The sequence below is a fragment of the Corallococcus sp. AB018 genome (genome assembly GCF_003986945.1).
Lineage (GTDB): Bacteria > Myxococcota > Myxococcia > Myxococcales > Myxococcaceae > Corallococcus > Corallococcus exiguus.
Window position 1 is genome coordinate 1 of record NZ_RAWR01000193.1, and the last position, 20711, is coordinate 20711.

At 70.0% G+C, this 20711-nt stretch carries 16 protein-coding genes; 6 read left to right on the forward strand and 10 right to left on the reverse strand.

Features of this window, described 5'->3' with window-relative positions; translation table 11 throughout:
• Positions 1 to 129: 129 nt before the first annotated feature.
• Both D7Y11_RS32300 and D7Y11_RS32305 read right to left on the reverse strand, forming a co-directional pair.
• Positions 130 to 1545, reverse strand: coding sequence for a PDZ domain-containing protein (locus tag D7Y11_RS32300; protein ID WP_126935608.1), 1416 nt, complete (start codon positions 1543 to 1545; stop codon positions 130 to 132).
• Positions 1546 to 1555: 10 nt separating this feature from the next.
• The gene (locus tag D7Y11_RS32305; RefSeq protein WP_120579651.1) at positions 1556 to 1828 is read right to left on the reverse strand and encodes a DUF2277 domain-containing protein; all 273 of its coding nucleotides are present in this window, start codon (positions 1826 to 1828) and stop codon (positions 1556 to 1558) included.
• A gap of 136 nt (positions 1829 to 1964) precedes the next feature.
• On the opposite strand from D7Y11_RS32305, the gene D7Y11_RS32310 reads away from it, so the two are divergent.
• The 3 genes from D7Y11_RS32310 (at position 1965) to D7Y11_RS32320 (ending at position 5021) form a co-directional block, all read left to right on the forward strand.
• Entirely contained in the window at positions 1965 to 2366 is a 402-nt protein-coding gene (locus D7Y11_RS32310; RefSeq protein ID WP_121752541.1) for a hypothetical protein, read from the forward strand.
• A gap of 263 nt (positions 2367 to 2629) precedes the next feature.
• Complete coding sequence (locus D7Y11_RS32315) at positions 2630 to 3823, forward strand: LLM class flavin-dependent oxidoreductase (protein ID WP_120579650.1); 1194 nt, start codon at positions 2630 to 2632, stop codon at positions 3821 to 3823.
• A 91-nt stretch (positions 3824 to 3914) separates the two neighbouring features.
• Complete coding sequence (locus D7Y11_RS32320) at positions 3915 to 5021, forward strand: ferrichrome ABC transporter substrate-binding protein (RefSeq protein WP_199753836.1); 1107 nt, start codon at positions 3915 to 3917, stop codon at positions 5019 to 5021.
• A gap of 1 nt (position 5022) precedes the next feature.
• Here D7Y11_RS32320 and D7Y11_RS32325 read toward each other — a convergent pair whose 3' ends face one another.
• The 4 genes from D7Y11_RS32325 to D7Y11_RS32340 form a co-directional block, all read right to left on the reverse strand.
• The gene (locus D7Y11_RS32325) at positions 5023 to 6339 is read right to left on the reverse strand and encodes a PQQ-binding-like beta-propeller repeat protein (protein ID WP_120579648.1); all 1317 of its coding nucleotides are present in this window, start codon (positions 6337 to 6339) and stop codon (positions 5023 to 5025) included.
• A 111-nt stretch (positions 6340 to 6450) separates the two neighbouring features.
• Positions 6451 to 7608, reverse strand: coding sequence for a trypsin-like serine protease (locus tag D7Y11_RS32330; RefSeq protein ID WP_233597324.1), 1158 nt, complete (start codon positions 7606 to 7608; stop codon positions 6451 to 6453).
• Between the two features lie 175 nt (positions 7609 to 7783).
• Positions 7784 to 10432: a winged helix-turn-helix domain-containing protein gene (locus D7Y11_RS32335; RefSeq protein ID WP_126935610.1), complete on the reverse strand. Its 2649-nt coding sequence runs from the start codon at positions 10430 to 10432 to the stop codon at positions 7784 to 7786.
• A 48-nt stretch (positions 10433 to 10480) separates the two neighbouring features.
• Positions 10481 to 11110 (reverse strand): histidine phosphatase family protein, encoded by a 630-nt coding sequence (locus tag D7Y11_RS32340; protein WP_121752517.1) that lies wholly within the window; start codon positions 11108 to 11110, stop codon positions 10481 to 10483.
• A gap of 490 nt (positions 11111 to 11600) precedes the next feature.
• On the opposite strand from D7Y11_RS32340, the gene D7Y11_RS32345 reads away from it, so the two are divergent.
• Positions 11601 to 13481, forward strand: a complete 1881-nt coding sequence (locus tag D7Y11_RS32345) for a nucleoside-diphosphate sugar epimerase/dehydratase (RefSeq protein WP_233604894.1) — start codon at positions 11601 to 11603, stop codon at positions 13479 to 13481.
• A 77-nt stretch (positions 13482 to 13558) separates the two neighbouring features.
• Here D7Y11_RS32345 and D7Y11_RS45260 read toward each other — a convergent pair whose 3' ends face one another.
• Positions 13559 to 14545 carry a GNAT family N-acetyltransferase gene (locus tag D7Y11_RS45260; RefSeq protein WP_306770478.1) on the reverse strand — a complete coding sequence of 329 codons (987 nt, stop codon included), beginning with the start codon at positions 14543 to 14545 and terminating at the stop codon, positions 13559 to 13561.
• Between the two features lie 196 nt (positions 14546 to 14741).
• On the opposite strand from D7Y11_RS45260, the gene D7Y11_RS32355 reads away from it, so the two are divergent.
• Together D7Y11_RS32355 and D7Y11_RS32360 are read left to right on the forward strand one after the other, a co-directional pair.
• On the forward strand, positions 14742 to 16115 hold the full coding sequence (locus tag D7Y11_RS32355; protein ID WP_121752515.1) for a hypothetical protein: 1374 nt from the start codon (positions 14742 to 14744) through the stop codon (positions 16113 to 16115).
• 124 nt (positions 16116 to 16239) lie between these two features.
• Positions 16240 to 17391: a DegT/DnrJ/EryC1/StrS aminotransferase family protein gene (locus tag D7Y11_RS32360; RefSeq protein WP_121752514.1), complete on the forward strand. Its 1152-nt coding sequence runs from the start codon at positions 16240 to 16242 to the stop codon at positions 17389 to 17391.
• On the opposite strand, the gene D7Y11_RS32365 is transcribed toward D7Y11_RS32360, so the two are convergent.
• The 3 genes from D7Y11_RS32365 to D7Y11_RS32375 form a co-directional block, all read right to left on the reverse strand.
• The gene (locus D7Y11_RS32365) at positions 17312 to 18058 is read right to left on the reverse strand and encodes a sugar transferase (RefSeq protein ID WP_126935611.1); all 747 of its coding nucleotides are present in this window, start codon (positions 18056 to 18058) and stop codon (positions 17312 to 17314) included. The genes D7Y11_RS32360 and D7Y11_RS32365 overlap by 80 nt on opposite strands.
• A 68-nt stretch (positions 18059 to 18126) precedes the next feature.
• A complete protein-coding gene (locus tag D7Y11_RS32370; RefSeq protein WP_121752512.1) occupies positions 18127 to 19452 on the reverse strand; it encodes a lipopolysaccharide biosynthesis protein in 1326 nt (441 codons plus the stop codon).
• Positions 19449 to 20711 (reverse strand): glycosyltransferase family 4 protein (locus D7Y11_RS32375; RefSeq protein WP_233607447.1); only part of this gene is annotated, 1263 nt, incomplete at its 5' end. The genes D7Y11_RS32375 and D7Y11_RS32370, both read right to left, overlap by 4 nt.

Consider the following 20711-nt stretch of genomic DNA (forward strand, 5'->3'; position numbering starts at 1 on the left):
CACCTGGGGTTGCTGCTGTTACCGGAACGAAGGAGCGAGAGGCGCTTCCCACGAGTCGTAAAAATCAAGATGAGCAACTACGACAAGAAGTGGGTGAAGCGCCCTCGCCCTAACTGACCGGCATTGGGACTAGTCGTAGCCGCACATGAAGACTGAGAAGTGGGAGCTGCCCCTCACCTTGTAGTGGAGCTTCCGGAATCCCGTGTGCGCGGCCTCGATGGCGGGATGGGCCAGGATCCACTTCATCGTGGTGGGCACGTCGTCACAGGGCTCGCTGAACGTGTCGTTGAGTTCCTCCAGGAAGGCGGAGGCCCTCGCGTTGGTCTCGAGCGCCTCCCGGCGCAGACCCTCCACCTGCGCCCGGGTGCGGATCTCCCGCGTCTGCGGCTCGCTGAGCCAGGTGCTTCCGTCGGAGAAGCGCACGTCCAGCGCGAGCCGCGCGGTGCGCCTCGCCGTCGTGTCCAGCGTGACCTGGAGCGGCAGGCCGGGTTCGTGGGCGTTCTTCCCCATGGGAACTGGCGTCAGCCGCCGGAGCACCTGGCCCTGGGCATCCAGCTCCACGAGGGTCGCCTCGGTGGGGCGGGGGACGAGCTGGTGCGCGAACACCTTCATCTGGAGCGGGGTCGTGTCTCCCACGAGGAAGTCCTTGGGCTCCTCCAGGACCAGCGGCGGTTGGGCCGGCCCAGGCTGGGAATGGAGATCGTCACAGCGCACGGTCAGCTTCACGTTGAAGTCGTGCTCCGCGGGAGGCAGTCCCTTGCAGGCCAGCTTGACGTGCAGGGTCTGCTGCAAGGCGGTGCGGGCGCCTTCACAGCGGAGCACCTGCTGCATGGGCCAGAGCGGCGGGGCCAACTGGATGGGGCCTCCCGCCTTGGTGGCATCCTCGGGCCGCAGCGTGAGGTTCACGTTCCCCGCGGCGCTGCTTAGCTCCATCTTCTCCAGGCTGTCGCCACAGGAGTGCCGCAGCTCGATGCTCGGATGGAGCCAGAGGGGCGTGGCGCCGCCGCCGTCGATGCCGCTGAGCTTTCCCTTCATCACGTAGGCGGTGGTGTTCTGGCGGGCTTCGACCTGGGGCCGACGCATGGCCTCCACGGCGAACTGCACGAGCCGCTGCTGGTAGCGGCTGGCCTGGTTGGGGGTCAGGCGCGCCTGCTGCGCGTCCGTGAGCGGCACGACCGGGAACGGGTTGTCGGGGAGGGGCTCCCGGCTCTTGAGGATGAGCTGGTCGGAGCCCCGCTTCGTCTCCACCCGGAGCCAGAGGGTCTCGGCGGGCTGGGGCGTCAGCGCGTCCTGCAGGTCGGTGGCGTCGAGCTGGGGCAGGGGCACCCGGGTGAAGCCCCTGGGCGGCTGGGTGATGCCTGTCACCTTCATGCCCTTCTGGAGGCCCGCCTCGGCGGCGACGCTCTTGGGCTCCACCCGGGTGACGGTGACCGTCTCACCATCCGACCGGGCGGAGTAGCCCGCGGACTTCATCGTGACGGTGAATGGCGCCGCCGCGAACAGCCAGGCGCCAGCGAACGCGGACAGCAGCGAGGCGAGGAACATGGGGAGCACGTTAGCGCGGTGCGAAGCGCTTCGCGGACCGCAGCTTCGCCTTCATGGCCTCCATGTCGCGGTTGCGCGGCGGGGAGGTGGTCACCAGCGAGTCCATCAGCCGTCGCGCTGTCTCGGTGATGTCCTCGACGGCGCGGTTGAAGGCCTCCTCGTTCGCCTTCGAAGGGGCACTGGTGCCGCTCAGCTTCCGCACGAACTGAACGGCCGCCGCCCGCACCTCCGCGTCGGACGCGGGGGGCTCGAAGTTGAACAGCGTCTTGATGCTCCGACACATGGACGGGTCCCCTGGCGTGAAGTGCCGCCAGCGTACCCCACGCCCGTGCTCCCGCCGCCGGTGTGAACCCTATCGAATCAAATCTTGTGGGGATAAGCTGTCTAGCTGGATGTATCCGCAAGAGAGGATGAAGCTCATGAAGCTTGTATCGGGTGTGTTCGCGGCACTGGTCATCGCGACGCTGGCGGCCTGCGGTGGTACGGATTCCGGCGACGTGTCGGAGGACCTGGGACAGGTCTCCAGTGCCTTGTCGACCTGTTCGACGACCTGTGCGTCGGGGACGACGGTGTCGTGCTCGGGGAGCTCCTGCTCCTCCGTGGACGGCCAATATGTGCAGTGCAACGGCTCCTATCAGTACTGTCCCTCGACCCCTCCGCCCAGCTGCACGCGCGCCAACACGTGCACGTTCATTGACGGCACGTCGTGTCCCTCCGTCGGCACCTACCGGGATTGCTGTCTGAGCGGGCTGCCCACGGGGAGCTGCTACTGCAAGCCCGGCAACACCTGGACCTGCACCCTTCCCCCCGAGGATCCGTAAGCACGGCCCGCGAATCCATTCGCCGCGGAGTTCAACGCGCCCTATCCGAACCAGGCGCGCTGCATCGCCGCGCGGGGCGTGTACGACACCTCCCCGTACGACGACAGCCTCTACGTCTGCGACCTCATCCCGGCCGGTCTGGGCAAGGTCCACTGGGTGGAGTGACGGTCTCACCCACGCCGTCCGGAGCGGGTTGCTTCCGGACGGCGCGGGAGTTGTTCTTGTTGTTGCTGGAGACGTGAAACCGATTTCAGGGGGACATCATGCGGCTCGACATCTTTTCGGAGATGCAGCACCCGAAGGAACGCTGGAGCGGTCCGGACCACGAGCACCAGCTCATCCAGGAGACGCTGGAGCAGGCGCGGCTGGCGGACGAGATGGGCTACGGCGTCTGGTGGCAGGTGGAGCACCACACCGCCGTGGAGTTCAGCTACAGCTCCGCGCCGGAGATCATGCTCACCGCCATCGCGCGGAGCACGAAGAACCTGCATGTCGGACACTCGTCGGTGCTGGCGCCCATGCGCTTCAATCATCCCATCCGGATCGCGGAGCGCGCGGCCTTCATCGACCACCTGAGCGGGGGCCGCTTCCAGCTGGGACTGGCGCGCAGCACCATCCCGGAGTGGCGCACCTTCAACATCGAGCCTGACTCCACGCGCGGGCAGATGCAGCAGGCGTTCGAGCTGGTTCCGAAGCTGTGGACGCAGGACAAGGTGTCGTGGGACGGGCCGGACCTGCGGCTGAAAGACGTCAGCGTCATCCCGAAGCCGTACCGCAAGCCGCACCCGCCGCTGTGGCAGGCGTGCTCCAGCCCCGCGTCCTTCGAGCAGGCGGGGCGCAACGGCGTGGGCGCGCTGGGCGTGACGCTCTGGGCCTCTCCGGAGGAGGTGGCGGAGATGATCCACATCTACCGCGAGGCGCTGCGCACGCGCTGCGAGCCGGTGGGCGCGTTCGTCAACGACCAGGTCGCCTTCTTCACCTTCGTGCACTGCGCGGACAGCGAGCGCGAGGCGATGGAGAACGGCGCCGCGAAGGCCGCCGCCTGGTACACCAGCGGTTCGTTCACCTTCTTCGAGGCGAAGGACGCCTTCGTGAAGACAGCCGCGGAGCTGGAGGTGCTGGCGAAGGACCCGGCGGGCGGAGGCCTGACGGGCCAGTACCTGCGCAAGAAGGACCCGAACGCGCCGCAGTCCCAGGCGCAGCGCCTCCTGGGCCGCATCATGGGCGGTGAGCAGGTCCCGGACGAGCAGGTCTGGGAGGTGCTGAGCGCGCAGGACTCGCTCATCGTCGGGACCCAGGAGCAGGTGCGCGCGGGGCTCAAGCGCTACCAGGCGCTGGGCATCGACGCGCTCATGTCCTTCCACCAGGTGGGCGCGCTGGCGCACGACAAGGTCCTGAAGAGCATCCGGCTCACGGGCGAGCTCATTCCGGAATTCCGGACACCGGCCGCGCCGTAAGAGGGAAGGAGAGGGCAGGGGAGCGTGGAGGTCCAACACCCACGCTCCGCGCCACTTCTCCCGCGCGGCGGGACGGAGCAAGCTGAACTTCGTGTCCCGCCGCTCACAGCTGCTCCTCCTGCTCGGCGTGTCAGTGCTCCTGCACGCGGCGCTCCTCTTCGCGCTGTGGCGGAGCCCGTCCGCCAACGTCCGGCGTCACGAGCCGTCGCGGGTCATCGAGATGGAGGTTGTCACCCGGGACGCACGCCCCGCGCCGCCCGTGCCGGAAGAGGAGCCGAGGCGCTCGCCAGCGCGTCCGGACGAGCGCGAGCCCTCCACGCGCGCCCGGAAGAAGGACGAAGCGCCAGCGCAGGTGGCGGAGCGCGAACCCTCCACGCGCGCGGGGAAGAAGGACGAAGCGCCAGCTCCACCCGAGACTCCCGGGACCGCCGCTTCGGAACCCATCGCGGAAGCGCCCACCGAGCGCGCGTCACCTCCGGTCCGGGATGTCCCGCTCCAACTGGAACCGCCCGGGCTGCTGGGCGGTGGGCTCCTCAAAGGGCCTCCGTCAACGGGGCGGACGATCCGCAACGTCCCCGGCTCGGAGCCGGACCCCAAGGCCCTGGCGGCCCGTGAGGCGGAGGAGGCGCGTCAGAAGGTGGATGGCTGGGCCAAGGATGCGACCGCGTCCTCGCGAGCCACGGGCGCGACGCCTCCCTACTTCGCGAAGCTGCGCCAGGGCTTCTCCGAGCGGCTGGTGAACCCGCCCCCTCCCAACACCGATGTGCTCGCCCGCCGGCTGAAGCGCGAGCAGCTGGAGTCCATCGAGCGCTTCGGCAAGACGGGCACTCCCTTCGCGCCCCAGGCGCGCGACGTCCGCCGGGAGACGTCCGACCGGCTGCTCGCGGCCGTGGAGGCCGGGCGCGCGGCGAATATGTACATGGTGGACGTCACGGCCCCCGTGCTCGCGCTCGTCGCCATCGTGGAGGTGCGGCAGGCGCGCGACGGCAGCCTCATCGACCTCCAGGTGCTGGAGGGCTCCGGGGACCCGAAGTTCGACCGCTGGGCGGTGTCCCACCTGCGGGATGCGCTCGCCAGCGCGGAGGCTCCCACGGACGGCGGCGTGGGCATCCGCGAGGACGGGATGCGGACCCGCTGGCGGTTGGAGGAGTACCTCGGCAACCCCCGCGTGCGGGTCCACCTCATCTCCATCTACTGATTCATTCCGTCCCGATGCCGCCGATGCGCTCGCCCGTCGCGGCGTCCAGCACGCGAAGGCTGCCCCATTGCGGCACGTACACCCGGCCGCCCCGGACCCAGAGGGCCGTCAGCTGAGAGGTGAAGTTGGATTCGGGCAGGGCCACGTCCCATGCCACGGCGCCGGTGCGCAGGTCTCGCCGGATGAGTTGTGCACCGCCCTTGTCCAGCTCATAGACGACGTAGACGGCGTCCTGCGTGATTTCCCCCACCTCCGGCGCGGTGTCCCGCAGGAGGAGCGGATCCTTCTCCGACACGGTGTCGTGCCACAGCGGCTTGCGGTTGCCCGGCGCGTACAGCCCCACCAGGGGCACCTGCGTCCCCGGCCACCGCGTGCCCAGCGCCAGCGTATAACCGCCCGTGCGGAAGAGGTACTTGGTGGAGAAGCCGCGGATGTCGGAGGGCGGGTAGCTGGAGCGCTCGCAGGAGGTGGGGTGCTCCGCCGGCCGGCTCATGTTGCACGTCTGGGGACTCAAGGGCGGCGTGGCGCAGCCCTTCGGCGCACGGGGCGCGGGCTTCGCGGTGGCCGTGAGCGTGTCGAAGAGCAGGTGCTGGTGGTCCACCAACTCCACCCAGACGGACGTCGTGTCTCCGGGCGGGATGCAGAGCCGGCGCGGCGAGTCCGTCAGCGGCACGCGCCCCAGCCGCTTTCCGGTCTCCAGCTCCAGCAGGTTCACCGTGCGCTGCTCGCTCATCACCAGCCGGCCGTTCTGGGCGATGACCTTCGTGTAGCGGGAGGCGTCCGGCCCTTCCGAGGGCGACGACTCCCAGAGCTTCTGGAACGTCCGGCCGTCGAACGCGGCGATGAAGTGCCGGAAGCCGGAGCTGGGTTCGTGCACGCTCACGTGGCCGACGATGTCCTCCGTCCCATCCCCGTTGACGTCCACGAACGCAGGCGCGCCCCGCTCCACCCACTGGATGCGCTCGGGCGCGGGCTTGGGCGGCTCGGGCGGAGGCGTGGGGATGACTGGAGGCGCAACGGGGCGGACGGCCGCGGGAGGCGGGGTGCGGATGGGCTCGTGCGTGTCCGGGCCTGCGGCGAGGAAGAACACCGCGCCCATGACTCCCATCAGGACCATCACCGCGACGCCCGCGAGCATCACCACGACCTGCTGGTTCTTCTGGGCGGGCGGCGGCGCGCGCGGGCCGGGCTGCACCGGAAGCGGGCCGTCCAGGTCGAAGGCGTGGCCGCAGTAGCCGCAGACGTAGTGCGTCTTCGCGGTCTGGGGTGTGAAGGGCGCGTTGCAGTGGGGACAGCGCGAAGCTCTGGGCCGGGCCATGACACCGGGTGTAGCACTCCATGCCCACGAGGTGGCTGAAACACGAAAGCCCCCTCCCTCCGCGAAGGGAGGAAGAGGGCTTTGCGCACTCACGCCGGTGTCAGGCGGCGACTACGGCACCGTGGCGAGCAGGGAGACGCCCGAGTACGCGGAGTAGCCGCGCACGGAGACGTACCAGGTGCCGGCCGCGGGGGCGGTGATGGTGCAGGACTCCCCGTTGCCGCTGAGGTACGGACGGCAGTTGTACGCGGTCGTGGTGGGCTGCGAGCCCTGGCGCACGTAGAGGTCCGCGTCACCCGTGCCGCCGGACTGCTCCACCGTCAGGGTGGTGGCGCCCGCGGGGACGGTGATGGCGTAGTGCTTGAAGGAGCTGGCCGCGCCGGAGATGCCGGTCTGGTTCAGCAGCGTCTGCGTCGGCTGCTGCGGGGCATTGATGGTGGTGTTGATCCAACTGGCGAAGGACGACACGCGGCCGTACATGCCCGCGTACGACGCGTCGGCGCAGCCGTAACCCCAGCTCACGATGCCCGCGAGCACGCGGGTGCTGCCATTGAGGACGGTGAGGGGACCGCCGCTGTCACCCTGGCAGGAGTCCTTGCCCGGGGCCTTCGCGCCCAGCTGGTCCGCGGTGATGGTCTCCTCACCCTGGTAGTCGGCCTGCGCGGCGGCGTTGCTGATGATGTTCACGTCCACCGTCTGGAGCGTGGTCGGCAACGAGGAGGAGCCGCTGGACAGCGTGCCCCAGCCCGTGACGCGCGCCACGGCGCCGACGCCGCCCACGCCCGAGGCCTCATCCGCCGCCGTGACGTACGGGATGGCCTTCACGTTCGCGCCGCTCAGGTCCAGGGGCGAGGACAGCTTGAGGAGCGCCGCGTCCTTGCCGTAGTTGGCGTCCACGTAGCCCGGGTACACGACCACCTGGGACACGGTGCGGACCTGCCCACCGGTGGTGGTGGTGCGGTTGGTGACGCCCGCCACGATGCGGCCCGGCTTGGAGATGCTGCCGCCGGAGTTCACGCAGTGCTGCGCGGTGAGGATCCAGCTCTCGTTGATGATGGAGCCGCCGCAGAAGTGGCTGCCGCTGCTGCTCTGCAGCGACACCTGCCAGGGGTTCGCCGCGATGGTGGTCGCCGAGCCACCGACGATCTCCTGGGTGGTGGCGGCGGGAGCCGGCGTCTCCGGCTGGGCCTGCTTCTCTTCCGTGGTCTGGGGACCGCAACCGACGACCAGCAGCGACACCGCGCTGGCAGCAGTCCAGCGACGCACCATCTGAGCCGAAATCATGTGAACCCCGTTTTTGTTGGAAAATATGAGGCGGCGGGATTCTGGATGAACCCAGGACTCCTTGTAAATGCCCTGGCCGACGATTTATTGTAACTGGATAACTACTGTGATGGGGTTGGCGTGACTGCTACAGCGTGTCACATGTCCAGGCTCTGGATGTCTACTCGGCGACGAAGGTGAAGCCTGGAGACACCTCCAGGCGGTAGCCGGGGTCCTCGAAGACCACCCGGGTGCCGGTGCCCTCCAGCATGTCTCGCACGTGGCTTACGTGGACGCGCAAGGCGTTGTCATGCAGGCGCGGGTCGTAGTCCGCGTTCCACATGGCGCGCACGCAGTCCTCCTTCGGCAGGATGCGGCCTGGTTGGCGGGCCAGGGCGTAGAGCAGCCTTCGCGGCAGGGCTCTGCGCTCCAGGGAGACGGTCTTCCCTGGGGCGCGCAGCTCGTGACGGCGGGCGTCCAGCACCACCTCTTCCGGCGCGGGCGCCTGCGGGAGGGAAGCGGCTTGCGCGGCGGAGGCGAGTGGCCGGTTCAGCTCCGCCATCAGCTCGGGGTCCACTCCTCCCCTGGTGCCTTCGCGCGTGGCCTCCTCCAGGGCCTGCGCCGCCTCGCGGGCGCGGCCCGCGTGACGGTGGAGCGTGGCGCGGGTCAGGTGTCCCAGCATGCGCTCCAGCGCGAAGTCGTCACCCCGGGCCAGGGGCTCCAGCGCGGTGAGCAGCGCCGTGGCGCGCGGGGCGTCCGCGCTCCGGGCGGCGGCCAGGGCGGCCAGGGCGCGCTGGCGGGCGGCGATGCCGGGGCGCACCTCGCGGGGCTCCACTGTGACGGGCGGTGCCTCCGGCCCCGGCACGTCCAGCGTGCGCGCCACCCGGGCGGCGCGCATCAGCCCCACCACGCCGCGCGCCCGGACCTCTTCCTCCACCGCGTCCAGCTGTGCGTGGCCCTCCGCGCGCCGGCCCATTTCCAGCAGCATGCGGCCCGAGCCCACGCGGCACAGCAGCCGGACGAAGAGGTAGCCCGCCTTCTCCGCGCGGCCTTCCGTCTCCCTCAGCGCCGCGAGCGCCGCTCCGCGCTGTCCCGACTCTCCGCGCACCCACGCCGCGATGCAGTCCAGCTCCAGCGCGAGGCGGGGGGCGCCCAGCTGGCCCAGGCGCTCCCGGGCGCTGGCGAGCGCGGCGTCGGCCTCCGTGAAGCGGCCCAGCCGGCTGAGGATGCCCGCGGACATGGCCGCCACCAGGGGGCCCCGCGAGTCGAGCGGCGCGTCCTCCAGCAATGACACACATTGGGCCAGGGGCTCCGCCAGCTCGCTGTCCCGGCCTTCAATCCAGAGCATCAGCGCGCGGGCGTAGGCGCACCAGCCCAGCACGCGCCGGTCCCCGGTCGCGGTGGCGGCGTTGTCCAGCATCGCCAGGGATTCATCCAGCCGTCCCTGGAAGAAGCGCAGCGCGGTCCATGCCAGCAATTGCTGGAGGAAGACCTCCGCGCTGCTCGGCACCGGCATGGACTCCAGCGTGCGTTCGCAGGCCTCCGGCTCCATAGCGAAGAGGGCCACCCGCACCAGCACGGCGCCCACGCCCTCGCGCAGGGCCTCGTTCGACTCCGGGTCCGGCGCTCCGGCGTCGGCCTCCAGCGAGGCGCGCAGGGCCAACAGCTCCGGATAGGCCCGGCGCAAATCCAGCAGCCGCACCCGCGCTCTCGCATGGGCCAGCTTCACCTGGGGCGTGCGCAGCGCGGCGGGCAGCGAGTCCAACAGGCCCAGGAGTTCGTCCGCGGCGCCGTGGCGCACCAGGGCCTCCGCCTGCGCGACGATGAAGTCCGCGCGCGCTTCATGCCGGCCGAGCGCCTGGAGGTGGCGGCACACCGCGCGCACCCGGACCACGGCGGGCAGGGGCTCCTCTTCCAGGGCCTCCAGCAGCGCTTCGTGGCCCGCGCGCGCTTCGTCCGGCGACAGCAGGGACACCATCGCCTCGCGCACCAGGTCGTGCACGCCGTGCCGGCCCCGCGAGTCCGTCTCCACCAGCAGCTTCGCGCCCAGCTGGCGCAGCGCCTGGTCCGCCGCGTCGCCGGACAGCACCGGCCGCAGCGTGCTCATGGTGAGCGGCAGCTGGCTCAGGGACATCATCGCGGCCAGCCGCCGTTCGTCCGCGGGCAGCGCGGCGAGCGCCGCCCGCACCGGTTCGTCCCCGCCCGTGTCGCCCGCGTGGGCGCGGCGCAGGAGGAAGGGCAGGCCCCGCGAGCGGCCCCACGCCGCGTCGAAGCCGTCGCGCTTTCCATAGAGCGCGTCCAGCTCCCGCCACAGCTCTCTCGCGGCCTCCTCCGGCAGGCCCTCCAGCCGCAGCTCCACCCGGTCCGGACTCGCCGCGTGCCGGGGCACCGACTCGCGCGAGGTGGCCAGCAGCGTGCCCTGCCGGAGCCGACCTCCCAGGTCCTCCACCAGCGCGGCGCGCTCCGGCGGCCCGAGCACGTGCAGGTCGTCCAGCACGCACAGGGCGCGGCGCGCCTCCAGCTCCCCCGCCAGCGCCTCCAGCCGGGACGCGTCCGACAGGGCCTGGGCCACGGGCGCTTCGCTCAGCAGGCGGCGCACGTCGTCCACCACCGTGTCCAGCGTGTCCCCGGGCCGCACGCGCCGGTGCACGACGGGCCCCCGGTGCTTCGCGGCCACCGCCGCCACCAGCGCGGACTTGCCCGCCCCGGGCAGCCCGTAGACGACGCCCGTGCGCACGCGCCTCAGCATGTCCCCCAGCCGCCGTACCTCCTGGGCTCGGCCCACGAAGACAGCAGGCGGTCCCAGCCCCGGAGCGGTTGGCGTGCGCATGGCGCGCGTCATTGTACGTCCATCCAGGCACGGTCCGTCACAGACGCTTCAGGTGTCGTCCAGGCTGAGCGCGCTCAGGTGGCTGACGTCCCCCCAGGTCACCATCCGCAAGGACCCGTCATGGAGGTCGAACTGGTTCCAACCCGCGTTGAGGACGGAGAAGGCGCGCGGCGCGGCGGCGGGGATGCCCAGGCAGTGGCGCAACAGGGCGCTGAGCAGGCCGCCATGGGTGACCACCACGACGCGGGCCCCTGGATGGCGCGCACCCAGCTCCTCCAGGCAGTGCAGCGCCAGCCGCAGGCGCTGGGACGCGCTCTCCCCTTCGGGCACCACGTAGTCGGCATGTCCCTCCGCGTACGCGGCGAAGACAGCCGGGTGACGCTGGCCGGCCTCCGCGCGCGTCAGCCCTTCGAGCACGCCCAACCCGCGCTCCCTCAGGCGCGCGTCCCGCTGGACGTCGTGGCCCGTCCTCGCCGCGATGCGGGAGGCCGTCTGCACCGCGCGGTCCAGGTCGCTGCTGTAGAGGGCCTGGAAGGGAAGGGTGGCCAGCCGCGCCGCGAGCGCCTCCGCCTGCCGCTGCCCTTCACGGCTGAGCATGCTGTTCAGGTGCCCCTGCAGGCGCCCCAGTGCGTTCCACTCCGTCTCCCCGTGCCGGAGCAGGATGAATTCGGTCGTCATGGCCCAAGCGTGGCGGGCGGGCTCCGGCGGAGCAAGACTCGCGAAGTGTCAGTCCGGCGCCGCCGCCATCGCGCCACGGCCGCGCCCGCCCCTTCCTCCCGGGGATGTGTCACATCGATGAAACGCCACCGCGGCAGGCCAGGTGCCCATGGAGGCCCGGCGCCTGGGAGCCCTGGGGATGTCTGTCTTCTGGCCCCGTGGGGCAGGGCGCCTGCTCGCTGGCGAGCACGTTCCCGGGAATCAGGTCGGACAGCACTCCTGGACGGCTGTGATGACACTGGACGCGCGTCCACCTTTCCGCGATTCCGAGCTAGGGCGTGTCTTCCTGATTACGCGATGGGAGGACGGCGGATTCTCCGTGGACGCTGGGCCGGAGGGGGAGACATCGATGAAACACGGTCAGAATCTGGAAGCGATGAGCCTGGACGCAGGGCCACGGGAAACCCCGGAGCACGCACCGCGAAGGACTCACCGTTTCGGCTGGCTGAGAATGCTGGGCGTGGACTCGGTCCTCATCGCCAGCTCGCTGGTCGCCGCCACGATGCTGCACTTCGCGGACGGGCTGTCCCCGGCCTGCAAGGAGGTCCTGCCCCGGGCCGTGGCGCTGCTGGTCGTGGTGCGCCTGGTGACGCTCATCTGGCTGGGCCTGCACCGCTGGTCCTTCGACCGCTCCGGCATCCACGAGGCGGTCCGGCTGGAGCTGGCCAGCCTCGCGGGCACCATCGTGTTCGAATTGCTGCGCTCCATCTTCTTCATGGAATCGCTGCCGGGGCAGGTGGTCGCGCTGGAGTTCTTCATCACCACCACGCTGCTGGGCTTTCACCGCTTCGCCCCGCGCATGGTTCGACAGTGGTACCTGGACCGTCAGCGCGCGCGGGCGCAAGGCTCCCAGCGCACCCTCATCGTGGGCGCGGGCAGCGCCGGAGACCTGCTCCTTCGTGACCTGGTGCGGGACCGCAACAGCCCGTGGCACGTCATCGGCCTGGTGGATGACGACCCCGGCAAGCAGGGCACGTACCTCAATGGCAAGCCGGTGCTCGGCGTGCTGGACGCGCTGCCGGAGCTGATGAGGAAGCACCGGGTGACGCAGGTGCTCATCGCCATCCCCCGGCTGTCCCCGGAGCGCACCCGGCACCTCTTGAGCCTGTGCCGGCACCAGAGCGTCAGCTTCAAGATCATCCCGGCCTCGTTCGCGTACCTGGACCAGAAGATCACCGCCGCCATGCTGCACGACCTGTCGCCGGAGCACCTGCTGCCCCGGGATGCCATCTCGTTCGACCATGACGAGGTGCACCGGCTGGTGACGGGCCGCCGCATCCTCGTCACCGGCGGCGCGGGCTCCATCGGCAGTGAAATCGTCCGGCAGGTCGCGGGGCACTCGCCCGCGTCGCTGGTGGTGGTGGACATCAACGAGAACGAGCTCTACCTGCTGGTGCGCCAGCTGCAGTCGCGCTACCCGCACGTGCCGGTGCACTCCGTGGTGGCGGACATCCGCGACCTGGACCGGCTGATGCGCATTGGCCAGGAGTTCGCGCCGCAGTACGTCTTCCACGCGGCGGCGCACAAGCACGTGCCCCTGATGGAGGACTCGCCGGAGGAGGCCATCAAGAACAACGTCTTCGGCACGCAGAACGTGGCGCGCATGGCGGACGCGTGCGGGGCGGAGCGTTTCATCCTCATCTCCACCGACAAGGCGGTGAAGCCCTCGTCGGTGATGGGCGCCTCCAAGCGGCTGGCGGAGATGGTCATCCGCGACATCGCGGTGACGTCGCGCACCACCTTCTGCGCCGTCCGCTTCGGCAACGTGCTGGGGTCCGCGGGCAGCGTGGTGCCGCTCTTCAAGCAGCAGATTCAAGCGGGCGGCCCCGTCACGGTCACCCACCCGGACTGCACCCGCTACTTCATGATCATCCCGGAGGCGGTGGGCCTGGTGGTGCTGGCCGGCCTGGGCGGCTACGGCGAGCTGTGCATCCTGGACATGGGAGAGCCGGTCCGCATCGCGGAGCTGGCCGCGAACATGATCACCATGACGGGCCTGGTGCCGGACAAGGACATCTCCATCGTCTACACGGGCCTGCGCCCCGGAGAGAAGCTGGAGGAGACGCTCATGTCCGAGGAGGAGGAGCTCACCCAGAAGGTGCGCAACCGCATCAAGGTGGCCCGCAGCCCCGCGCCGCCCGCGGACTTCCAGCTCCAGCTCAGGCGCCTGGACCGCGCGGCCCGCGCCGGTGACTCCCACGACGTGAAGCGCGCCCTCCAGGACCTCATCCCCGCGTACACCCCGTCGAAGATGACGGGGACGGTGGCGAAGGTGTTGCCCGCCTTCGGCCCCGCGAAGCCATCCTCGGCGGAGCAGAACGTCAGCGCCTGACCCCACGCGGCCCCGGCCGTCCATGAGGAGCCCCGGTCTCCCGTGCCCCTTCGAGGGCGGGAGGCCGGGGCTCTTCGTCATGGGAGGTGCTGGGAGCGGTAGGCCGGAAAGAAGCCGCTGGCGGGGTGGCCCTCCGAAAGCGAAGCGTACGCCGCCGCGTCGCAGACGATTTCGTGCGTGTGGATGCGGCCGCTGGCGTTGGAGAAGCCGCGCTTGAAGTCCTCCAGGCCGTCCCCCGGAGAGAGCCCGCCCCCCAGGTGAAGCGGAAGCCCCAGCCGCACGCACAAGGCGCTCATCTCGCCGAAGACGTTCTTCGCCGGTGAGCGCGCCAGGTGCGCATCCGCCGTGCCGCCCAGGTAGTAGTGCAGGAGTCCGTCGCTGCGGACGACCAGGGCCGCGGAGGCGACCGTCCCATCCGGCGCGCGCGTCGTCGCGAGCCAGGCCTCCGGGGACGCGAACAGCTCCTCGAAGTACGCGTCGGAGAAGAAGTACCGGCGGCACGCCTGGTCCCGGACCATGGTCTGCCGGTACACCTCGCGAAACCCCGCGCGCTCTTCAGGCGGTGCGTCCCGGGCCGCACACACGGTGCTCACGAATCCCAGCCGGACATTTCGCCGCATGTGTCGGCGGTGCATCTCCCGGGGTGTGAGCGGGCGGCATGGGTCCACGAAAAAGACCTCGTTGCGCGCGGTACCACCCGAGAAGCAATGCGGTCCCTGGACCCGCTCCCTCACGAAAATACTGACCAGTTCCGTGCCCCGCCAATCCACGGCAGGTGCTGGCACCTCGCTCAACCCGTCCAGCTCACCGCCCGGAAATCCATACGGAGAAATGGCGTCGCGGTACGAAGTCCCCTCAATCGCTCGCACGATGAGTGGGATTCGCAACGTCCTGCGTGTATCGGTTTCTTCAATCGCCAGCGTATGGGTGACCTGCTCCGCGCGCAGGTGATTCTCAGAGCGGAAGTACTGCCCGGATAGCGCCGAGGCGCCCGCGTCGGGAACCAGCATGGCGCTCGCCTGCCCTGTCCTCGTCATACACCCCCCACCCCTGATACCGCACATACCGGCTCAGGCGGACAGGCCCATGGGGCCTTGGACTGACAACTCACGGGCAGTCACCGTGTCTTTTTTTGTCTAATCACAAAGGAATTACCTGGGTCGCCAAAACATTTTGGCGTCCGGTGAACGCACTCCGGCGTTCCCACAACAGGGTAGCCTACCGGGCGGTTGACGGGAGCTACCCCACAGGACCCCCCTGATGTTGGAATCCCGTCGTCGCAACTCTGGTCGTGCCCTGTCGTCCCTGTTGTCGCTGACCCTGCTGGTGGGTGGTGGTGCTTGCGGCCCCCAACCCGAGCAGGACGGTGCCAGCACGGCCAGTCCCAACGGAGATAACACCCCGGGCAGCACCGAAGTCTCCACCCCTGACGCGGACACGCTCGCTCCCTCTTCCCCCGAAGAGCAGATCGCAGTGGGTCCCTCCGAGCCGGAGGCCGAGGCTGCTCCCACCACTCCGGAGGCGGACGGTTCTGCCGCCGCGGAGTCGCCTGCCCCCTCCACCGCGGAGGAGGGCCTTGGCACCACGGCCCAGGCCGCCACCAGCCTGCGCTCGGTCGCGGCCTGGGAGACGCTGTTCCTGAACCGCTGGAACTCGGAGCACACCTCCAGCTTCCTGCCCAAGAGCCAGTCGCTGGACAGCTGGCAGTTCTACGACCTCGCCTACGGCGTCGATGGCAACACCGCGATGTATCGCGCCACCGGCAAGACGCAGTACATGGACCGGGCGCTGCTGTATGTGAACAACATGGTCAACCACGCGAAGGTCTCCTCTTCGCTGCCCAGGAGCCAGTTCAAGGACAGCTACCTGGGGTGGGCGTCCGCCCGCTCGGACACGCTGGGCCAGGAAGTCCCCCTGTTCGAAAGCTACTGCTGGCGTTACGTGACGCGCATGCTGCGCACCATCCGTGAGACGCCCGCGCTCTACAACAACAGCACGTACAAGACGCAGTACGACAAGCTGCTGGCGTTCACCGAACGGAACATGTTCGAGAAGTGGAACAAGCGCGGCGCGAACAGCTACCTCTACCGCGTCAATACGCACATGGCGTCGCACTGGGCGTACATCGCCATGGACCTGTCGAAGATGACGACGGACGCCACGAAGAAGGCGCAGTACCTGACCGTCTTCAACAACATCAACCGTGACATGCCCAACAACACCTCGTCGCTGCGCGGCCAGCTGATGACCAGCCCGGTGAACTCCAACGCGTACTTCTGGGCCGCCGAGTGGGGCTCCAAGAAGCGCCCGGGCCAGGACGTGGCGCACGGCAACGGCGTGATGGCCTACATCGTGGAAGCCCACGACGCGGGCATGGAGTGGACGGACGCGGACATGCGCAAGTTCGTCGTCACCCTGAACAACGTCATCTGGCCGTCCGCCAAGAAGTACGGCAACTACGTGGACGGCACGGGCAGCGGCACGGGCTGGTTCAATGACGGCCTGGTGAAGCTGGGCCGCTACAACGCCGCCCTCCAGCAGCGTCTGGAGACCCACACCGTGGGCCAGAACACCCAGTACTACGGCAACGGCGCGCTCAACGCGAAGCTGCTGTCCCAGGGTTCGGCGCTCTAAGCCGAATTCCACGATGTGAAACAAACACCCCCTCCTCCCGCCCGAGCGCGCGGGAGGAGGGAGTGTGCGAACGCTCCAGGCAATGCCGGGGTCCATGGACCCGGTCTTGCCTGGAGTTTTTCGCATGTCCTCCCGCATCTACCTGTCTTCGCCCCACATGGGCACGCTCGAGCGCGGCTATGTCGACGACGCGTTCGCAAGCAATTGGATTGCCCCCCTGGGCCCCCACGTCGATGCCTTCCAGGAGGAGTTCGCCCGGTGCGTGGGGACGCCGCACGCGCTGGCGCTGAGCTCCGGGACGGCCGCGCTCCACCTGGCGCTCCAGCTGGTGGGCGTGGGGCCCGGCGACGACGTGCTGGTGAGCACGCTCACCTTCTCCGCGTCGGTGAATCCCATCCGCTACCTGGGCGCGTCCCCGGTCTTCATCGACAGCGAGCGCACGTCCTGGAACATGGACCCCGCGCTGCTGGAGGAGGAGCTGGCGATGCGGGCCCGCCTGGGCCGGCTGCCCCGCGCCGTGGTGGTGGTGCACCTGTACGGCCAGAGCGCGGACCTGGATCCCCTCATGGCCACCTGCGACCGCTACGGCGTGCCCGTGGTGGAGGACGCGGCGGAGGCCCTGGGCAGCACCTACAAGGGACGGGCCCCTGGCACGGTGGGCCGCGTGGGCATCTATTCGTTCAACGGCAATAAAATCCTCACCACGTCCGGCGGCGGGATGCTGGTGTCCGCGGACGGCGAGCTGGTGCAGCACGCGCTCAAGCTGGCCACGCAGGCGCGAGACACGGCGCCGCACTACCAGCACTCGGAGGTTGGCTACAACTACCGGATGAGCAACGTGCTGGCCGCCATCGGGCGGGGGCAGCTGCACGTGCTGGAGGACCGGGTGGCCGCGCGCCGCGCGAACCACGCCTTCTACGCGGAGGCCTTCCGGGGCCTGCCGGGCATCCAGTTCATGCCGGAGGCCCCGTGGGGCCGTCACACGCGCTGGCTGACGACCCTCACCATCGACCCGGAGGCGTTCGGCGCGGACCGGGAAGCGGTCCGCACCGCGCTGGAGCGGGAGAACATCGAGGCGCGGCCGGTGTGGAAGCCGATGCACCTTCAACCCGTCTTCGCGAACTTCGAGCGGCGGCGGGGCAGCGTGGCGGAGGACCTGTTCCGCCACGGCCTGTGCCTGCCGTCCGGTTCCAACCTCACGCGCCGGGAACTCGAACGGGTGGTGGAGGCGGTCCAAGCCGTTCCCCGGAAACAGGGGCTGCGGACGGCGGGCTGACGGGGGCCTGTTCCTGCTGCCGGAGCGCCAGGACCCTGGCCTCCGGCTGCGGGGTGCCCATGAACTTGTTCATGGTGGCCTCGCTGGCGAAGGAGATGCCCTGGCGCTGCAGCACGCGCGCCACCGTCAGCGCCAGTATCTTCAGGTCCAGCGCCACGCTCCAGTGGTCCACGTACCAGACGTCCTGCCGGAAGCGCTCCTCCCAGGAGAGCGCGTTGCGGCCGTTGATCTGCGCCCAGCCGGTGATGCCGGGCAGCACGTCGTGGCGCCGCGCCTGCTCCGCGGAGTAACGCGGCAGGTACTCCACGAGCAGCGGACGCGGCCCCACCAGGCTCATGTCGCCCCGGAGCACGTTCCACAGCTGCGGCAGTTCATCCAGGCTGGTGGAGCGCAAGAGCCGCCCGGCCCAGGTGAGGCGCTGCTCGTCCGGCAGCACCTGTCCGTTCGCGTCCGTGGCCTCCAGCATCGTGCGGAACTTGAGGACGGTGAACAGCTGGCCATTCTTCCCCGGGCGCCGCTGCCGGAAGAGGACGGGGCCGCCCAGGGTCAGACGGACGAACAGCCCCGTGGCGGCCATCACGGGGGAAAGGCATATCAATCCCACTCCTGCCGCCACCACGTCGATGCACCGCTTGAGGAACAGCCCGGTTCCTGCCTGTCTTTGCATGGGGACGTCGCTCCTTGAAGTCGGAAAGGCTAGAAATCCTTTCAGTCCTCCACCACGACCCCTGGGACTCATCCTGTTGTCGGCTCCCGTGCATCCACGGGGCCCGCTGGGGCGGTCCGAAGCGCTTGCGCGGGCTCCGGGGCCGTCAGCCGCCGCCAGACGCGCAAGGTCAGCCAGACGCTGCACGCGAGTTCCGACACCCACCCCAGCCCCAGGGCCCATGCGGCCCCCACCGGGCCCACGCGCGGCACCCACACCGCGCTGCCCAGCGCGACCACGGCCACGGAGACGACGAGCAGCACCACCTGGCCCTTGAGCTCGCGCGCCGCGGTGAGTCCCACCGCGAGGCTCAAGCAGACGTACTCCAGCGCCGCCGCCCCCATCAGCCAGACGAACAACGTGAGATTTCCGGCATAGGCGGCGCCGTAGAAGAGCGTCAGCGCCCACCGGCCGAGCAGTGCCGCACCGGCGATGGCGCACAGGCCCACCCCCGCGGACGCCGCCGTGAAGCCCACCAGCACCTTGCCGTAGCGACGCGCGTCCCCCGCAGCGTGGTAGCGCCCCAGCCGGGGGCTCACCGCCTGCCCCAGCGAGTGCACCACCCGGCCGCCCAGCGCGGCGAAGTACGCGAGCGCGGCGTACATGCCCAGCTCCGCATGGCCCGCGTGTGCCTCCAGCAGGTAGCGGGGGATGTTGGGCCGCAGCGCGCCCATCAGCGCGGTGAGGCCCAGCACCCAGCACAGGAGGAAGAGCGCCTTGAGCCGCGTGCCCTCCGTGCGCCACGGCGTGCGCCAGAGGGTGCTCCAGGGGCGCACGCCGGGGAACTCGCGCCGGAGCGCCCGCGCGTCGAAGACGAAGAGGACGATGGCCCAGGCGAAGGCCATGGCCGCCGCGCCGGCGATGGGGCTGTGCGTGAGCCACAGCGCCAGCGGCACCAGCACCACGGACAGCACGCTCTTGGCGATGGTGGACCGGGCGATGAGCCCCAGCCGCTCCACCTTCTGGAGCGCGCCGTAGAAGACCTCGCTCACCGCCTCGAAGCCCTTGGCCAGCGCCACCAGCGCGATGACCCAGCCCGCGTGGAGCGAGTCCGCCATCCCCGTGGCGATGGCGCAGCACATCGCCACGCCCGCGACGACGTTGAGCACCATCAGGCCCAGGTAGTGCTCGAAGCCGAAGGCGCTCCGGGCGTCCGTGGCCTGGAGCGTGCGCAGCTGCATGCGGGACATCAGCAGCACCGGGGCGGTGATGGCCAGGGCGAGCGCGAACTGGCCCACCTCCTCCATGGTGGCCAGCCGCGCGAAGGCCACCAGGACGCCCCATTGCGCGAGGGCATAGATGAGCCCGGCGGAGAGCGACCAGACGAAGTTGCTCCCCACCGAGCGCGCTGTCATGACCGGGCCGCCGCGCGCTGCAGTACCTCTGACAGCCGCTTCGCCGCGATGTCCGCGGAGTAGCGCTCCCGGCCCAGCTTCCCGGCCAGCGCGCCGGCCTCCGCGAGCCAGCGCGGGTCGCGCAGCCTTTTGGCCAGCATGGCCGCCGCGGCGGGGATGTCCTTGGGCGGCAGCCTGAGGCCAAAGGCCTCCCGGTCCAGCAGCTCCGCCTGCCAGCCGCCGTAGTTGAGCGCCAGCGGACGGCCCGCGGCGAGCGCGTCGAAGAACTTGTTGGCGGAGTTGTCCTGCATGCCCGGCACGTCCGTGAACATCGACGTGGCGATGGTGGCCGCGCTCAGCACCGCGGGCACCTGCTCCTTGGGCACGCTGGGCAGGAAGAAGAGGTTCTGGTTCTTCACGCCCAGCCGCTCCGCCAGCGCGTGCAGCAGGGACTCCTCGCGGCCCTTGCCCATGATGACGAAGCGGACCTCCGGGTCCAGCCTCCGCATCTCCGCGGCCACCCGCACCAGGTACTCCACGCCGTTCACCAGCCCCAGCGTGCCCGCGTACAGCACCATGGGCCTGTCCCCCAGCCACGCGTACTTCTGCCGGAGCTCCTGTCCCGCGGACGCCGGCACCTGGAAGCGGTCCGGGTCGCAGAGGTTGGGGATGATGGTGATCTTCTCCGACGGCACGCCCGCCGCCTCCACGCCCGCCTTCATGCCCGGCGACAGCGCGACGATGTGCTCCGCGCCCGCGTACGCGGCCCGCTCCAGCAGCTGAGCGGCCAGGATGGCGGAGCGGCTCTTGAGCGCGCCCACCGCGATGGGGATGGCGGGCCACAAGTCGCGCACCTCGAAGACCATGGGCCGCTTGTTCCACCGCGACGCGGCGATGCCCGGCACCGCGATGGTGAGCGGCGTGCTGGTGGCGAAGAACACGTCCGCGGGCAGCTGCGCGGCGCGGCGCGTGGAGTTGACGGCGAAGTGGCTGAAGGCCCGGATGCGGTCCGGGTAGCTCATGGCGTTGTTGTACGGCACCGGCAGCCAGTGCACCTGGATGCCGCTCTCGTTGGACTCGCGCCAGCCCTTGCCCGTGCCTCCGTCCGTGCGGGTGTCGGAGGTCACCATGTGGACCTCGTGGCCCATGGAGACCAGGCGCCGCGCGAGCTCATAGGAGCGCGTGCCCCCGTGCATGGTGGGGGTGTTGAAGTACTGATGCAGATAGACGATGCGCATGTCAGGCGGCTCCTGTGTATGAGGGTTGGGGAAGGGGGTGGG

Coding starts and splice junctions, on each gene's coding strand:
- D7Y11_RS32305 (WP_120579651.1), bottom strand. CDS start 1,828: ATGTGTCGGAGCATCAAGACGCTGTTCAACTTCGAGCCCCCCGCGTCC.
- D7Y11_RS32365 (WP_126935611.1), bottom strand. CDS start 18,058: ATGCAAAGACAGGCAGGAACCGGGCTGTTCCTCAAGCGGTGCATCGAC.
- D7Y11_RS32360 (WP_121752514.1), top strand. CDS start 16,240: ATGTCCTCCCGCATCTACCTGTCTTCGCCCCACATGGGCACGCTCGAG.
- D7Y11_RS32345 (WP_233604894.1), top strand. CDS start 11,601: ATGCTGGGCGTGGACTCGGTCCTCATCGCCAGCTCGCTGGTCGCCGCC.
- D7Y11_RS32300 (WP_126935608.1), bottom strand. CDS start 1,545: ATGTTCCTCGCCTCGCTGCTGTCCGCGTTCGCTGGCGCCTGGCTGTTC.
- D7Y11_RS32340 (WP_121752517.1), bottom strand. CDS start 11,110: ATGACGACCGAATTCATCCTGCTCCGGCACGGGGAGACGGAGTGGAAC.
- D7Y11_RS32330 (WP_233597324.1), bottom strand. CDS start 7,608: ATGGTGCGTCGCTGGACTGCTGCCAGCGCGGTGTCGCTGCTGGTCGTC.
- D7Y11_RS32370 (WP_121752512.1), bottom strand. CDS start 19,452: ATGACAGCGCGCTCGGTGGGGAGCAACTTCGTCTGGTCGCTCTCCGCC.
- D7Y11_RS32310 (WP_121752541.1), top strand. CDS start 1,965: ATGAAGCTTGTATCGGGTGTGTTCGCGGCACTGGTCATCGCGACGCTG.
- D7Y11_RS32315 (WP_120579650.1), top strand. CDS start 2,630: ATGCGGCTCGACATCTTTTCGGAGATGCAGCACCCGAAGGAACGCTGG.
- D7Y11_RS32335 (WP_126935610.1), bottom strand. CDS start 10,432: ATGCGCACGCCAACCGCTCCGGGGCTGGGACCGCCTGCTGTCTTCGTG.
- D7Y11_RS45260 (WP_306770478.1), bottom strand. CDS start 14,545: ATGTGCGGTATCAGGGGTGGGGGGTGTATGACGAGGACAGGGCAGGCG.
- D7Y11_RS32355 (WP_121752515.1), top strand. CDS start 14,742: ATGTTGGAATCCCGTCGTCGCAACTCTGGTCGTGCCCTGTCGTCCCTG.
- D7Y11_RS32325 (WP_120579648.1), bottom strand. CDS start 6,339: ATGGCCCGGCCCAGAGCTTCGCGCTGTCCCCACTGCAACGCGCCCTTC.